Origin of the sequence: Streptomyces sp. NEAU-sy36 (assembly GCF_013423905.1) — a bacterium.
Lineage (GTDB): Bacteria > Actinomycetota > Actinomycetes > Streptomycetales > Streptomycetaceae > Streptomyces > Streptomyces misionensis.
Genome location: NZ_CP058977.1, coordinates 6,541,726 through 6,555,754, shown reverse-complemented (window position 1 = coordinate 6,555,754; position 14,029 = coordinate 6,541,726). Strand labels below are relative to the sequence as shown.

Here is a 14,029-nt window from a genome sequence, read left to right as displayed (position 1 = left end):
CGTGACACGACGAACCGACTGGGCCGAGTACGAGTACGCCACCCCCGGTGCCCCTCGGGGGAGGGGCACCGGGGGCCACCCGGCCTTCGCCCCGGGCGGTGACGACGACGCGTACGCGACCGGCGGACACGAGGGACACGGGGACGGCACCCGGCCGGCCGGCGGGAGCGGCGAGCCGCACGGGGGCGGCCCGGCCGATCCCGGCTCCCGGGGCACGCGGGGGCGCCGCCGGCGAGGCTTCGGGGACCCGCCCGGTGGTGAGAACGAAGGCGCCTCTTCCTCGTCGAGGGCCGAGCGGGGGGAGTCCTCCGGGGACCCGGCCGAGCGGGCACGGGCGATCTGCCTGCGCCTGCTCACCGGGACCCCGCGCACCCGCAAACAGCTCGCGGACGCCCTGCGCAAGCGGGAGATCCCCGAGGACGTGGCCGAGGAGGTGCTGTCGCGGTTCGAGGAGGTCGGGCTGATCGACGACGGCGCGTTCGCGGACGCCTGGGTGGAGTCCCGCCACCACGGCCGGGGGCTCGCCCGGCGCGCCCTCGCCCGGGAACTGCGCACCAAGGGGGTCGACTCGGCGCTGATCGACGAGGCCGTCGGGCAGCTCGACTCCGACCAGGAAGAGGCGACCGCCCGGGAACTCGTCACCCGCAAGCTGCGCGCCACCCGGGGCCTCGACCGCGACAAGCGCATCCGCCGCCTCGCCGGCATGCTCGCCCGCAAGGGATACCCGGAAGGGATGTCCCTGCGCATCGTCCGCCGGGCACTGGAGGAAGAGGGCGAGGACACCGACTTCCTGGGCGAGCCCGACCTGTGACAACGGGCGGGCCGGGCGCCAGGGCGGCCCGCCGGGGGTCGACCCCCGGCCGGAACACCGAGGCACCGCGGTGTTCCGGCGGTGACGGCGGCCACGGTGAAGGAGCAGCGCTCAGGCTCCCGCCGGCGCCACCGGCAGACCGGCCGCGCGCCAGGACTGGAAGCCGCCGACCAGGTCGGTGGCCCGATGGAGGCCGAGCTGGTGGAGGGAGGCGGCGGCGAGCGAGGAGGCGTAGCCCTCGTTGCAGACCAGCACGATGCGCAGATCGTGGCCGGTGGCCTCGGGGAGACGGTGGCTGCCCCGGGGATCGAGGCGCCACTCCAGTTCGTTGCGCTCGATCACCAGGGCCCCGGGGATGAGACCGTCCCGCTCGCGCAGGGCCGCATACCGGATGTCGACCAGCAGCGCCTCGCCGGCGCGCGCCGCGTCGTACGCCTCCCGCGCCTCGACGCGCCGGTAGCCGGTGCGCACCCGCTCCAGCAGCTCGTCGATGCCGACCGGGTGCGGGGACGGGGTGGGGCTCACTGCCAGTCCTCCGGGCGTTCGACCTGCTCCAGGCGCAGCACCTGGCCGGAGCGACTGTAACGACGGATCCGGGGGAGGGGCGGGTAGTAGGCGTGCACGGAGACGGCGTGTCGGTCGGGGGACTCGTTGAGCACCTCGTGCACATGGTGGCGGCCGAAGGCGCGGCCCTGTCCGGCGGGCATCCGCCGTTCGCGGTCCACGCCCTCGGCGAGTTCCAGGGTCTTCCAGCCGTCGGTGGGCAGCCGGGCGGCGAGCGCGTTCTCCTTGAGCTCGCCCGAGGCGGTGAGGAAGGCGCCGACCGATTCGGCGTGGTCGTGCCAGCCGGTGCCACTGCCGGGAGGCCAGCCGATCAGCCACGCCTCGCTGCCGCCGGGGCCCGCCAGCCGCACCCATGTGCGGCCCTCGGGGTCGAGCGGGAGGGAGGCGAGCAGTTCGGCGTCGGCCGCCGTGCGTCGCACGAAGTCGAGGAGGTCCGCCTGCGTGGGCGCGGAGGCGGGCGCCGAAGCGGCGGCAGCGGACGCGGAAGGAGACGTCGAAGGAGACGGGAGGGACACGTGCACCGTCCTGAAGAGGGTTCGCGGAACGGGCGCACGACGGCGCCCGGAAGAAAATGGAGGCGAATTCAGCAGGACGGCCGACACACGCAGCCCGCATAGCGGACGAGGTCCATATGGACCCTCCGCCACAGGCGCACACAGGTGTCGGTCACGATCGGGAGTACAGCACGCCACCGGAGGCGGGTCAACCGACCGTCACCATGTGGACAGAGCGTGACGGGGCTCACGGAAGCGCGGCGGGGGGGGCTCGCGGTACGGCGGGCCCCGGGGCAACACGGCCCGCACGCCCGGGAGTCGGTGCTCACCGCACTCCGGCCTCTCACCGCACCCCGGCCTCCGCCTGCGCGTCCTCCGCCATGGGCCCGCCCACCGTGGCCTCGGCCGCCGCGTACAGGTCGGCCGGGCGCACTCCGCTCAGCGCGGTGACCAGGTGGCCGTCGGGGCGGACCAGCAGGACGCTGTGCGCGGGAGCGCCCGGGTAGTTCTCGGCGACCAGGAGTTCCGCGGGGTGCGGAAGGGCGGTGACGGCCGCGGCGAGACGGGGCATCACCCCGGCGGAGACCCAGTGCTTGCGGTCCCAGACGCCGGTGCCCGGGGCGACCAGGACGACGAGGAGGGCGCCGTGGCCGAGGCGGTCGCGCAGCCGGACGAAGGAGCCGTCCTCCGCCGTGACCCGCACATCGGCGACCGGCGCGCCGCGCGGAGTGTCGACGGGGATCTCGCCCTCCAGGTCACGGGGCGTGAGCGGGGAGCCGGTGTACGCCCCCGGCGCGCCGAGCGTTCCCCGCCCCAAGTGGCCGTCGGCGAGCAGTGCGTCCTGGTTGCGGGCCTTCACCGGCACGATGTGGCGCAGCCCGCCACCGCCGCGCAGCGCCGGCAGCGCCTGGTCGGCGGCGCGCAGCCGGGCGGCGACCGCCGCGCGCCGCTCGGCCTGGTAGCTGTCGAGCAGCCTCTCGTGCGGCCCGTGGTGCCAGGCGGGGGCCAGCTTCCAGGCGAGGTTGTCGGCGTCCCGCAGCCCTTCGTCCAGCCCCTGGGTGCCCAGCGCGCCGAGCAGGTGCGCCGCGTCCCCGGCGAGGAAGACACGGCCGGCGCGCCACCGCCGGGCCAGCCGGTGGTGCACCGTGTGGACGCCGGTGTCGAGCAGGTCGTACGGCGGCGTGGAGCCGTCGGTCCAGCCCGCGAGGGTCTCGCGGATCCGGGCCACGAGGAGTTCGGGGGTGACCAGGTCCTTGCCCGGCGGCATCAGCCAGTCCAGGCGCCACACTCCGTCGGGGAGGGGGCGGGCGGTCACCTCCCCGGCGAACGGCCCGGACGACCGCCAGGGCGGCGACCGGTGGAGCAACGCCTCGTGCCGCCACGGGAGTTCCGTGCGCAGCGCGGCGACCGCGTGCCGCTCCACCGCCGTGCGGCCGGGGAAGCGAATGTCCTGGAGTTTGCGCACGGTGGACCGGGTGCCGTCGCAGCCCACCAGGTAACTGCCGCGCCACCAGGTGCCCTTGGGGCCACGGGTGTGCGCGGTGACCCCCGAGGGTTCCTGCTCGACCGAGTCCAGGCGGCTGTCCGTGGCGATCTCCACCAGCGGTTCCCCGGCCGCGGCAGCCCGCAGCAGCCCGGTGATCACATGCTGGGCGATGTGCAGCGGCGCGGGCTCGTCCTCGGCGAAGGCGATCTCGCTCACCACCTGCTTGCGCCGCAGCGACCGCCAGCCGGTCCAGCGCACCCCGTGCGACGCGAGATCGGCACCGGTCAGCCGTCCCAGCAAGGCGGCCGTGTCCTCGAAGAGCACGGCGGTGCGCGCCGGGCGGGCCTCCTCCTTGCCCGGACCCTCGTCCAGGACGACGGACGGCACCTCCTGGCGGGCCAGCGCCAGGGCGAGCGTGAGCCCGACGGGCCCCGCTCCGACGATGATCACCGGGTCCACGGCGCGGCGCCCCCCGTCCGCGGCGATGCCTCGACGGCGGTGGGTGAACAGCAAGGTGAGGCCGGGTGCACGATCACAGAACGTATGCAACCCATTGGCAGAGTATGCGTCAAGTGACCCTCGGGGGCGGTGGCGATCACGCCACCGCCCCCGGCCCAATCATGCGACTTGAATGATCGTCACTTCTTGGTGCCGACGATGTCACCGGCGCCGGAGGGGCCACCGGCCGGATCGGCGCCCGTCGCCGCCGTACCCGCGGCGTCCGTGACGTCCTGGACGCCCAGCACCGCCCCGGTCGACTTCTTGCCGCGCCGCAGCCGGCCCTCCAGCCAGTGCGCGAAGGAGGTCAGCGAGAAGTTGATGGCCACGTAGATCACGGCCACGACGGTGAGCGAGGCGATGATGTTGCCGTAGTAGCCGCTCATGGTGTTGGCCGAGGCCAGCAGTTCGGGGAAGGTGAGGACCGCGCCGCCGAGGGCGGTGTCCTTCACGATGACCACCAGCTGGCTGACGATGGCCGGGAGCATCACGGTGACCGACTGCGGCAGCAGCACCAGCCGCATCATCTGACCCTTGCGCAGACCGATCGCCTGAGCCGCCTCGGACTGGCCCTTGGGCAGCGAGAGGATGCCCGAGCGGACGATCTCCGCGAGCACCGACGCGTTGTAGAGCACCAGACCGGTGACGACCGCGTAGAAGGGCCGGTCGTCCGAACTCACGTCGGTGTACTGGGCGAAGAGCGCCAGCCCGAAGATCATCAGGACCAGCACGGGGATCGCGCGGAAGAACTCCACCACGACCGCGGCCGCGACCCGCACCCAGACGTGGTCCGAGAGCCGGGCTATGCCGAGCACGGCACCCAGCGGAAGCGCGATGACCATCGCCAGCGCCGCGGCCTCCAGGGTGTTCTCCAGACCCGGCCAGATGTACGTCGTGTACGCCTCGGCGCCGGTGAAGAACGGCTTCCACAGGGACCAGGCCAGCTGTCCCTTCTCGTCCAGGGCGGAGTACACGAACCAGACGACGGCCGCGAGGACGACCAGGAAGCCCGCCGTGTACAGGACGTTGCGCCGCTTGGCGCGGGGCCCCGGCGTGTCGAACAGGACCGAACTCATCGCTTCACCGCCACCTTCTTGCCCACCCAGCCGAGGATCAGCCCGGTCGGCAGGGTCAGGCAGACGAACCCGAAGGCGATGACCGCCGAGATCGCCAGCAACTGCGCCTCGTTCTCGATCATCGACTTCATCAGCAGGGCTGCCTCCGCCACGTTGATCGCGGCGGCCACCGTCGTGTTCTTCGTCAGCGCGATCAGCACGTTGGTCAGCGGGCCCACGGCCGCGCGGAAGGCCTGCGGCAGCACGACCAGACCCAGCACCTGGGAGAAGCCGAGACCGATGGCGCGGGCCGCCTCCGCCTGGCCGACGGGCACCGTGTTGATGCCGGCGCGGATCGCCTCGCACACGAAGGCCGAGGTGTAGACGATCAGACCGAGCACGGCAAGCCGGAAGTTGATCGTGTCGAAGTCCTTGGCGCCCAGGTTGACGCCCAGCGTCTGACTCAGACCGAGCGAGGAAAAGAGGATGATCACCGTGAGCGGGATGTTCCGCACGATGTTCACGTAGGCGGTGCCGAAACCGCGCATCAGCGGTACCGGGCCCACCCGCATGGCGGCCAGCAGAGTGCCCCAGACCAGGGAGCCCACGGCGGCCAGCAGGGTGAGCTGCACCGTCTTCCAGAAGGCGCCCAGTACGTCGTAATGTCCTAGAAAATCGAACACGATCTCCCGCGCTTCCGCGTGTAGGGATGCCCCGGTGCGCCGCCGTCAGGGCGGCGCACCGGCAGGGCGTTGCCTCAGCTCTTGATGTCGCCGATCTTCGGCGCGGGCTCGTAGTGGTAGTTGGCCGGGCCGAAGTTCTTCTTCACGGCCGCCTCCCAGGAACCGTCGGACACCATCGACTCCAGGGCCTTGTTGATCTTGGCCTTGAGGTCGCTGCCCTTCTTGACGCCGATGCCGTAGTTCTCATTGGTCATCTTGAGGCCGCCGAGCTTGAACTTGCCCTTGAACTGGGCCTGGGCGGCGTAACCGGCGAGGATCGAGTCGTCGGTGGTGAGGGCGTCGATGGCGCCGCTCTGCAGGCCCGAAAGGCAGGCGGAGTAGGTCGGGTACGTCTGGAGGTTCGCCTTCGGGGCCAGCTTGGCCTTGAGGTTCTGCGCCGACGTCGAACCGCCTACCGAACACAGCTTCTTGCCGTTCAGGTCGCCCGCGGCCTTGATGCCCGACTCGTCGGCGCGCAGCAGCACGTCCTGGTGGGCCAGCAGGTAGGGGCCGGCGAAGTCGACCTTCTGCTCGCGCTCCGGGGTGATCGAGTAGGTGGCGGCGATGAACTGGACGTCACCGCGCTGCAGCATGGTCTCGCGGTCGGCGCTCTTCGACTCCTTCCACTCGATCTGGTCGGGGCCGTAACCGAGCTTCTTGGCGACGTAGGTGGCCACGTCGACGTCGAAGCCCGAGTAGCCCTGCGGGGTCTTCTGGCCGAGGCCCGGCTGGTCGAACTTGATGCCGATGGCGATCTTCTTGCCGCCGGAGGAACCCTTGTCGTCCTTCTTGTCGCCGCCGCACGCGGTGGCGGACAGGGCGAGGGCGAGGACGACGGCCGAGGCGGCGGTGACCTTGCGGAGCTGCATGCTGAACATCCTTCGAAGTGGTGAGAACGAGGTCCGTCGGAGAGGGCGGCCGAGATCCGTCGGGAACCGGGCCCGGGCGGGTGCGGCGGCCACGGCCGCCCGCACCCTCAGTGGTGCAGGATCTTGGACAGGAAGTCCTTGGCCCGGTCGCTGCGCGGGTTGCTGAAGAACTGCTCGGGCGTGGCCTGTTCGAGGATCCGGCCGTCCGCCATGAAGACCACGCGGTTGGCGGCCGACCGCGCGAAGCCCATCTCGTGGGTGACGACGATCATCGTCATGCCCTCACGCGCCAGCTGCTGCATGACGTCCAGGACCTCGTTGATCATCTCGGGGTCGAGGGCCGAGGTCGGCTCGTCGAAGAGCATCACCTTCGGGTTCATCGCCAGCGCCCGGGCGATGGCGACACGCTGCTGCTGGCCGCCGGACAGCTGCGCGGGGTACTTGTCGGCCTGCGTGCCCACCCCGACCCGGTCCAGCAGGGCCCGCGCCTTCTCCTCGGCCGCCTTCTTGTCCGCCTTGCGGACCTTGATCTGGCCCAGCATCACGTTCTCGAGCACGGTCTTGTGCGCGAAGAGGTTGAAGGACTGGAAGACCATCCCGACGTCGGCGCGCAGCCGCGCCAGCTCCCGGCCCTCGTGCGGCAGGGGCTTGCCGTCGATCGTGATGGTGCCCGAGTCGATCGTCTCCAGGCGGTTGATGGTGCGGCACAAGGTCGACTTGCCGGACCCGGAGGGCCCGATGACCACCACCACCTCACCGCGGTCGATCGTCAGGTCGATGTCCTGGAGCACGTGCAACGCGCCGAAGTGCTTGTTGACGCTCTTCAGGACGACCAGTTCGTCGGAAGCGGCCCTGTCCTCCTTGGCCACCTGTACTTCGGTCATCGCTTTCCGGCTCCGTCCTCCTCGGTTTCGGAGGACAGTAATGACGGGCTGTGACCTGCGTCATCACATCTGAGGGAGATCTGAGCATCACGATCGGACAACCGGCGCCGACATCTTGTAGCACCATGTGACCGGATGGATATCGGCCGGGTAACGGAAGCGGGCGGCGACCGGAACCCCCTTGACGGGGTCCCGCTCCATCGGCGTCACTGCCTTGGTGCACGCGCTCGTGCATTCGATCTACCAGGCGGACACGAACCGCGTCCGTACGACCGCTGAACCGGAGGGGGCCGGAATGAGACTGCTGCTCGTCGAGGACGACAACCACGTCGCCGCGGCCCTGTCCGCCGTGCTCAAGCGGCACGGATTCGACGTCACCCACGCGCGCAACGGCGAGGAGGCCCTCCAGGCGCTCGTCCCGGAAGGCGCCGGCTTCGGCGTGGTCCTGCTCGACCTCGGCCTGCCCGACCAGGACGGCTACGAGGTCTGCGGCAAGATCCGCAAGCGCACCAGCACCCCGGTCATCATGGTCACGGCCCGCTCCGACGTGCGCTCGCGCATCCACGGGCTCAACCTCGGCGCCGACGACTACGTGGTGAAGCCGTACGACACCGGGGAACTGCTCGCCCGGATCCACGCCGTCAGCCGGCGCACCACCCACGAGGAGGCCGCGCAGGGCGGCGAGAGCAGCCTGCACCTCGGAGTGGTGCGCATCGAACTGCCCACCCGGCAGGTCAGCGTGGACGGTTCGGTCGTCCAGCTGACCCGCAAGGAGTTCGATCTGCTCGCGCTGCTCGCCCAGCGCCCCGGTGTGGTCTTCCGCCGGGAGCAGATAATCAGCGAGGTCTGGCGCACCAGCTGGGAGGGCACCGGCCGCACCCTGGAGGTGCACGTCGCCTCCCTGCGCGCCAAGCTGCGCATGCCCGCGCTGATCGAGACCGTACGCGGCGTCGGCTACCGGCTCGTCGCCCCGGCCGCCTAGCGGGGCCGGGTGCGCACACGGCTGCTGCCGCTGCTCATCGTCCTGATGGCGGCCGTACTCCTCGCCCTCGGCGTACCGCTGGCCGCCAGCATGGCCGCCGCCGAGCAGCAGAAGGTCGTCGTGGACCGGATCGACGACACGGCGCGCTTCGCCGCCCTCGCCCAGTTCGTCACCGACGGGCCCAGCGGCTCCCGGCGCACCAGCACGGACGAGCGCTGGGAGACCCTGCGCAGCGAACTGGACAGCTATCACGACGTCTACGGCATTCGCGCGGGCGTCTTCTACCGCAACGGCTCCGCCATGGCCAACGCGCCCGGCGACTGGTTCGTACCGCGGACGGGGGAGGTGCGCTCGGCCTTCGACGAGGCACTGCTCAGCCGGCGCAGCCACGACCCCGAGCAGGTGTGGCCCTGGCGGCGCGGCCGGCTGGTCGTCGCCTCACCGGTGATCCGGGACGGCGACGTGATCGCGGTCGTCGTCACCGACTCGCCGACCGGGTCGCTGCGTTCGCGGACCCTGCACGACTGGCTGCTCATCGCGGCCGGCGAGTGCGCGGCCATGCTGCTGGCGGTCGGCGCGGCGCTGCGGCTGACCGGGTGGGTGCTCAGACCGGTCCGGGTCCTGGACGCCACCACCCACGACATCGCCACCGGGCGGCTGAAGTCCCGGGTGGCGGCGGCCGGCGGCCCGCCGGAACTGCGGCGCCTGGCCCGGTCGTTCAACGAGATGGCGGACCATGTCGAGGACGTGCTTGAGCAGCAGCGCGCCTTCGTCGCGGACGCCTCGCACCAGCTGCGCAACCCGCTGTCGGCGCTGCTGCTGCGCATCGAACTGCTGGCACTCGAACTCCCGGAGGACAACGAGGAGATCGCCTCGGTCCGCACCGAGGGCAAGCGCCTCGCCCAGGTGCTGGACGACCTGCTCGACCTGGCGCTCGCCGAGCACGCCGAGGCCGAGCTGTGCCTGACCGACATCGGCGAGCTGGCCGGGGAGCGGCTGGCCGCCTGGGCACCGGCCGCCGAGGCCAAGGGCGTGCTGCTGACCGGCGACTGCCCGGCCACCACAGGCTGGGCCGATCCGATCGCCCTGTCCAGCGCGCTGGACGCGGTGATCGACAACGCGGTGAAGTTCACCCCCGGGGGCGGCCGGGTCGAGGTCACCGTCTCCTTCGACGGTGACACCGCGAAGGTCGTCGTCACCGACACCGGGCCCGGCCTCACCGACGAGGAGCTCGCGCGCGTGGGCGACCGTTTCTGGCGCAGCGGCCGCCACCAGAACGTCAAGGGCTCCGGCCTCGGCCTGTCCATCACCCGCGCCCTCCTCGCGGCCGGCGGCGGCTCGATCGAGTACGGCCACCACGAGCCGCGCGGGCTGCGGGTGACGGTGTCGGTGCCGAGGCACGCGGAAGGCGCCGGGGCGGACGAGCGGGCGGTGCGAACCCTCAGGGCTTGACCGAGCGGTAGTAGCGCCGCGCGCCCTCCTGGAGGGGGATCGGATCGGTGTAGATGGCGGTGCGCAGGTCGACCAGCTGGGCGGAATGGACATGGGCGCCGATGCCGTCCCGGCTCTTGATCACCGTGCGGGTCACCCACTCGGTCAGCCGTGTGTCCATGTCCGCGCGGGTCATCAGCAGGTTGGACACCGCGATCGTCGGCACCTCCTCGCCCTGCTGGACGCCCGGGTACGCCGACTCGGGCATGTTGGTGGCCCGGTAGTAACGCGTCTCCTCCCCCTGGGCGTGCAGCTTGGCGACCAGGTCGGCCTCGATCGGGACGAACCGGAAGGCGCCCTTCCCGGCCAGCGAGACCAGGCCCCTGGTGGGCAGGCCGCCCGACCAGAAGAACGCGTCGATGCGGCCCTGTTCGAGCTGGTCGGGACCGATGTCGATGCCGTCGGCGGCCGGGGTGATGTCCTTGAGCGGATCGATGCCGGCGGCGCGCAGCACCCGGTCGGCGATCAGCTTCACCCCGGAGTCGGGCAGCCCGGTCGCCACCCGCTTGTGCCGCAGGTCGCGGATGCTCCGGATGCCCGAGTCGCTGCGCACTATGAGGTGCACGTAGTCGTCGTAGAGCCGGGCCACCCCGCGCAGCTGCCCGGCACCCTCGCCGTGCGCCACCTCGTACGTCTGCACCGCGTCGGCCGCCGCGATGGTGAAGTCGGCCTTCCCGGTCGCCACCCGCTGGACGTTCTCCTGGGAGCCCGCGCTGTGGAGCAGCTTCACCTTCAGTCCGGGCATGTCCTTGGCCAGCTCGCTGCGCAGCCGCTCGCCGTACTCCTGGTAGACGCCCTTGGAGGTGCCGGTGCTGAAGACGATCGTCCCGCTCGGCGGCTTCTCGCCCAGGGGCAGCAGCCACCACAGCAGCAGGCCGAGGACGACGGCACCGGCGGCCGCGCCCGGCAGCGCCCGGCGCCTGCCGATCCGGGGGAACAGCGTGGACATGGCGGTGATCCTGCCAGGCGGGGTACGGCGCTGACCAGGGCCGGGGCGGTACGGCGGCTTGGAGCCGGGCGGCGAGCGCTGTCGGTGGCCGCCGTTAGAGTCGTCGCATGAGCACTTCCCCCGCCGACCTCGTCCGAGAGTTCCACCGCGCCTTCGGCCTCGACGTCCGGGCCACGCCGGCCGAGGTGTCCCCCGAACTGGCCGCACACCGCTGGGACATGCTCGCCGAGGAGGCCGCGGAGGTCGAGGAGGTCTCCGTCGAAGGTCCGCTGGACAAGCTGGCGCACGAGCTGGCCGACGTGGTCTACGTCGCGTACGGCACCGCCCTGGTCCACGGCATCGACCTGGACGAGGTGATCGCCGAGATCCACCGCGCCAACATGAGCAAGCTCGGCCCCGACGGCCAGGTCGCGCGCCGCGCCGACGGCAAGGTCCTCAAGGGCGAGTTCTACCGGGCCCCGGACGTGTCGTCCGTCCTGCGCCGCCAGGGCTGGGAGCCGGCGGCGCGGGAGGGCGCCACGGAGGTGGGCGCCTGAGCCCCCGGGGTGCGGGGAGGCGCCCACCGTCCGCCGCGCGGCCGGGTCAGGGGCGCGAGGAGGTGCCGCCGAGCCGGGACAGCAGGCCCGCGAACAGCGGGACGTCCCGCTCGTCCCAGGCCGGGGCGGCGAACAGGTCGTCGGCCGTCTCCTCGGCCGTGGCCAGCATCTCCGTCAGCCGCTCGCGGCCCGTCCCGGTCAGCGACGCGTAGGCCACGCGCGCGTCCCGGGCGTCCGGTTCCCGGGTCACCAGACCGATCCGCTCCAGGGGCGCAAGCGCCCGGGTGACCCCGGACGCGGTCAGCCCCAGCGCCTCGGCGAGGTCCACCCGGCGCATCCGGCCGCCGGGTGCCTGTCCCAGCCGGAGCAGCAGCGTGAAGTCGGCGAGGCTCACCCCGTGCAGCCCGCCCAGCCGGGCGTCGAACCGCCGCACCAGCGTCGCCTGGGCCCGCACCAGCCGCAGGGCCGCGTCCAGGGTGTCACTCATGCCCCCGCCCTTCCTTGTGTACTCCTTGACTGCTCAAGTTTATGGGCGGAAAGTGTCGCGTTCTCATGCCTGTGCCGAACGGGCCGCGCGGCGCTGCCGCTTGCTCAGGGGCGCCTGGGAGAGGTCCTCGGCCGAGGAGCGGAGGTTCTTGAAGCCGTAGCCGCGCTCGGTCAGCCATGCCTCGGCCGCCGCCTCGGCCTGCTCGGTCGCCTCCAGGATGTCCTCCTCTTCCTCCCCGGTGGCGGAGAAGCGGAAGACGAAGGCGGGACGGGCGGCGATGTCGTAGGTCAGGGTCCCCTCGGGGGTGTAGGCGGCGCGCAGCACGTCATGGGCGGCGGCGTCCGCCAGCAGCGCGGCCCGCTGGTCCCCGGTGAGGCCGTCGAAGGCACCGCGCACGGTGATACGGAAGGTTCGCATGCTCATCCGGCGACCTTAGGCGGACCGGCGCCCGGTCCACCACCCGCTTTTTCCCGCCGGGCCGGGCCGTCCGGGGTCCCGGCCGGGGCGGCCGGGGTTGTCCACAGGGCGGGCCGCGGCGCGTCCGGGACCGCCTACCCTTGACCCATGACCAGCAGCAGCGACCGGAGCCCCGCAGTGGACGTGCCCGCACCCAAGAGCTACGAGATCCGCACCTATGGGTGCCAGATGAACGTCCACGATTCCGAGCGATTGGCCGGTCTGCTGGAGGACGCCGGGTACGTGCGGGCGCCGGAGGGCGCCGACGGCGACGCGGACGTGGTCGTCTTCAACACCTGCGCGGTGCGCGAGAACGCCGACAACCGGCTGTACGGCAACCTCGGCCGGCTCGCGCCCAGGAAGGCCTCCCGGCCCGGCATGCAGATCGCGGTCGGCGGCTGCCTCGCGCAGAAGGACCGCGACACCATCGTCAAGAAGGCGCCCTGGGTGGACGTCGTCTTCGGCACGCACAACATCGGCAAGCTGCCCGTCCTGCTGGAGCGCGCCCGCGTGCAGGAGGAGGCGCAGGTCGAGATCGCCGAGTCCCTGGAGGCGTTCCCCTCCACCCTGCCGACCCGGCGCGAGAGCGCCTACGCGGCCTGGGTGTCGATCTCCGTCGGCTGCAACAACACCTGCACCTTCTGCATCGTCCCGGCGCTGCGCGGCAAGGAGAAGGACCGCCGCCCCGGCGACATCCTCGCCGAGGTCGAGGCGCTGGTCGCCGAGGGCGTCTCCGAGATCACCCTGCTCGGCCAGAACGTCAACGCCTACGGCTCCGACATCGGCGACCGCGAGGCCTTCAGCAAGCTGCTGCGCGCCTGCGGCACGATCGACGGTCTGGAGCGCGTCCGCTTCACCTCCCCGCACCCGCGCGACTTCACCGACGACGTCATCGCCGCCATGGCCGAGACGCCGAACGTGATGCCGCAGCTGCACATGCCGCTCCAGTCCGGCTCGGACGCGATCCTCAAGGCCATGCGCCGCTCGTACCGGCAGGAGCGCTACCTCGGCATCATCGAGAAGGTGCGCGCCGCCATCCCGCACGCGGCCATCACCACCGACATCATCGTGGGCTTCCCCGGCGAGACCGAGGAGGACTTCGAGCAGACCCTGCACGTGGTCCGCGAGGCGCGGTTCGCGCAGGCCTTCACCTTCCAGTACTCCAAGCGCCCCGGCACCCCGGCCGCGACCATGGAGAACCAGATCCCCAAGGAGGTCGTCCAGGCGCGCTACGAGCGGCTGGTCGCCCTCCAGGAGGAGATCTCCTGGGAGGAGAACAAGAAGCAGGTCGGCCGCACCCTCGAACTGATGGTGGCCGAGGGCGAGGGCCGCAAGGACGGCGCCACCCACCGGCTCTCCGGCCGCGCCCCGGACAACCGCCTGGTCCACTTCACCAAGCCGGAGCAGGAGGTACGCCCCGGTGACGTGGTCACGGTCGAGGTGACGTACGCCGCCCCGCACCACCTGCTCGCCGAGGGCGCCGTGCTCGGCGTGCGCCGCACGCGCGCGGGCGACGCCTGGGAGAAGCGCACCGCCGAAGAGGCCGCCAAGCCCGCCGGCGTCATGCTCGGCCTGCCGAAGGTCGGCGTTCCGGCGCCGCTGCCGGCCGCCGCGAGCGGCTGCGGCTGCGACTGACCGCGGCGCCTGTCCGGGCGGTGACCGTCCGGACAGGCGGCCAGAAGGGGGAGCGGCCGGACGTCCGCACGGAGCTACCGGCCGACCCCTGTACGACAGCGCCTCCGCGC

General features: G+C 72.0%; 16 protein-coding genes. 5 read left to right on the top strand and 11 right to left on the bottom strand.

What is annotated here, in order from left to right; all coding sequences use genetic code 11:
• Position 1 precedes the first annotated feature (1 nt).
• A complete protein-coding gene (gene recX / locus HZZ00_RS28500; protein WP_180329128.1) occupies positions 2-811 on the top strand; it encodes a recombination regulator RecX in 810 nt (269 codons plus the stop codon).
• Between the two features lie 111 nt (positions 812-922).
• Here the strand turns inward: recX and HZZ00_RS28495 are convergent, their stop codons facing one another.
• From HZZ00_RS28495 to HZZ00_RS28465, 8 genes are all read right to left on the bottom strand, one after another.
• The gene (locus tag HZZ00_RS28495) at positions 923-1,336 is read right to left on the bottom strand and encodes a rhodanese-like domain-containing protein (protein ID WP_257585434.1); all 414 of its coding nucleotides are present in this window, start codon (positions 1,334-1,336) and stop codon (positions 923-925) included.
• Positions 1,333-1,890, bottom strand: coding sequence for a cysteine dioxygenase (locus tag HZZ00_RS28490; protein ID WP_180329127.1), 558 nt, complete (start codon positions 1,888-1,890; stop codon positions 1,333-1,335). Before HZZ00_RS28490 ends, HZZ00_RS28495 begins: the two co-directional genes overlap by 4 nt.
• A gap of 68 nt (positions 1,891-1,958) precedes the next feature.
• Complete coding sequence (locus tag HZZ00_RS39285; protein ID WP_309506048.1) at positions 1,959-2,006, bottom strand: hypothetical protein; 48 nt, start codon at positions 2,004-2,006, stop codon at positions 1,959-1,961.
• A gap of 206 nt (positions 2,007-2,212) precedes the next feature.
• Positions 2,213-3,814, bottom strand: a complete 1,602-nt coding sequence (locus HZZ00_RS28485) for an FAD-dependent monooxygenase (protein WP_180333750.1) — start codon at positions 3,812-3,814, stop codon at positions 2,213-2,215.
• A 179-nt stretch (positions 3,815-3,993) separates the two neighbouring features.
• A complete protein-coding gene (locus HZZ00_RS28480) occupies positions 3,994-4,929 on the bottom strand; it encodes an amino acid ABC transporter permease (RefSeq protein WP_180329126.1) in 936 nt (311 codons plus the stop codon).
• Positions 4,926-5,591, bottom strand: coding sequence for an amino acid ABC transporter permease (locus tag HZZ00_RS28475; RefSeq protein ID WP_180329125.1), 666 nt, complete (start codon positions 5,589-5,591; stop codon positions 4,926-4,928). Before HZZ00_RS28475 ends, HZZ00_RS28480 begins: the two co-directional genes overlap by 4 nt.
• A gap of 74 nt (positions 5,592-5,665) precedes the next feature.
• Positions 5,666-6,499: a glutamate ABC transporter substrate-binding protein gene (locus HZZ00_RS28470; RefSeq protein WP_180329124.1), complete on the bottom strand. Its 834-nt coding sequence runs from the start codon at positions 6,497-6,499 to the stop codon at positions 5,666-5,668.
• Positions 6,500-6,606: 107 nt separating this feature from the next.
• A complete protein-coding gene (locus HZZ00_RS28465; RefSeq protein WP_070026001.1) occupies positions 6,607-7,383 on the bottom strand; it encodes an amino acid ABC transporter ATP-binding protein in 777 nt (258 codons plus the stop codon).
• A gap of 295 nt (positions 7,384-7,678) precedes the next feature.
• Here HZZ00_RS28465 and HZZ00_RS28460 point away from each other — a divergent pair, with 295 nt between their 5' ends.
• Both HZZ00_RS28460 and HZZ00_RS28455 read left to right on the top strand, forming a co-directional pair.
• Complete coding sequence (locus HZZ00_RS28460; RefSeq protein ID WP_180329123.1) at positions 7,679-8,365, top strand: response regulator transcription factor; 687 nt, start codon at positions 7,679-7,681, stop codon at positions 8,363-8,365.
• A 9-nt stretch (positions 8,366-8,374) separates the two neighbouring features.
• Positions 8,375-9,817, top strand: a complete 1,443-nt coding sequence (locus HZZ00_RS28455) for a HAMP domain-containing sensor histidine kinase (protein WP_180329122.1) — start codon at positions 8,375-8,377, stop codon at positions 9,815-9,817.
• On the opposite strand, the gene HZZ00_RS28450 is transcribed toward HZZ00_RS28455, so the two are convergent.
• Positions 9,807-10,805: a TAXI family TRAP transporter solute-binding subunit gene (locus HZZ00_RS28450; protein ID WP_180329121.1), complete on the bottom strand. Its 999-nt coding sequence runs from the start codon at positions 10,803-10,805 to the stop codon at positions 9,807-9,809. The genes HZZ00_RS28455 and HZZ00_RS28450 overlap by 11 nt on opposite strands.
• A 107-nt stretch (positions 10,806-10,912) precedes the next feature.
• Between HZZ00_RS28450 and HZZ00_RS28445 the strand changes: the two genes are divergently transcribed.
• Positions 10,913-11,341: a MazG nucleotide pyrophosphohydrolase domain-containing protein gene (locus HZZ00_RS28445; RefSeq protein ID WP_180329120.1), complete on the top strand. Its 429-nt coding sequence runs from the start codon at positions 10,913-10,915 to the stop codon at positions 11,339-11,341.
• Positions 11,342-11,387: 46 nt separating this feature from the next.
• Here HZZ00_RS28445 and HZZ00_RS28440 read toward each other — a convergent pair whose 3' ends face one another.
• Complete coding sequence (locus HZZ00_RS28440; RefSeq protein ID WP_180329119.1) at positions 11,388-11,828, bottom strand: MarR family winged helix-turn-helix transcriptional regulator; 441 nt, start codon at positions 11,826-11,828, stop codon at positions 11,388-11,390.
• Positions 11,829-11,891: 63 nt separating this feature from the next.
• The gene (locus tag HZZ00_RS28435) at positions 11,892-12,251 is read right to left on the bottom strand and encodes a DUF6204 family protein (RefSeq protein ID WP_180329118.1); all 360 of its coding nucleotides are present in this window, start codon (positions 12,249-12,251) and stop codon (positions 11,892-11,894) included.
• Positions 12,252-12,392: 141 nt separating this feature from the next.
• Here HZZ00_RS28435 and miaB point away from each other — a divergent pair, with 141 nt between their 5' ends.
• Positions 12,393-13,919, top strand: a complete 1,527-nt coding sequence (gene miaB / locus HZZ00_RS28430) for a tRNA (N6-isopentenyl adenosine(37)-C2)-methylthiotransferase MiaB (protein WP_180329117.1) — start codon at positions 12,393-12,395, stop codon at positions 13,917-13,919.
• Positions 13,920-14,029 lie beyond the last annotated feature (110 nt).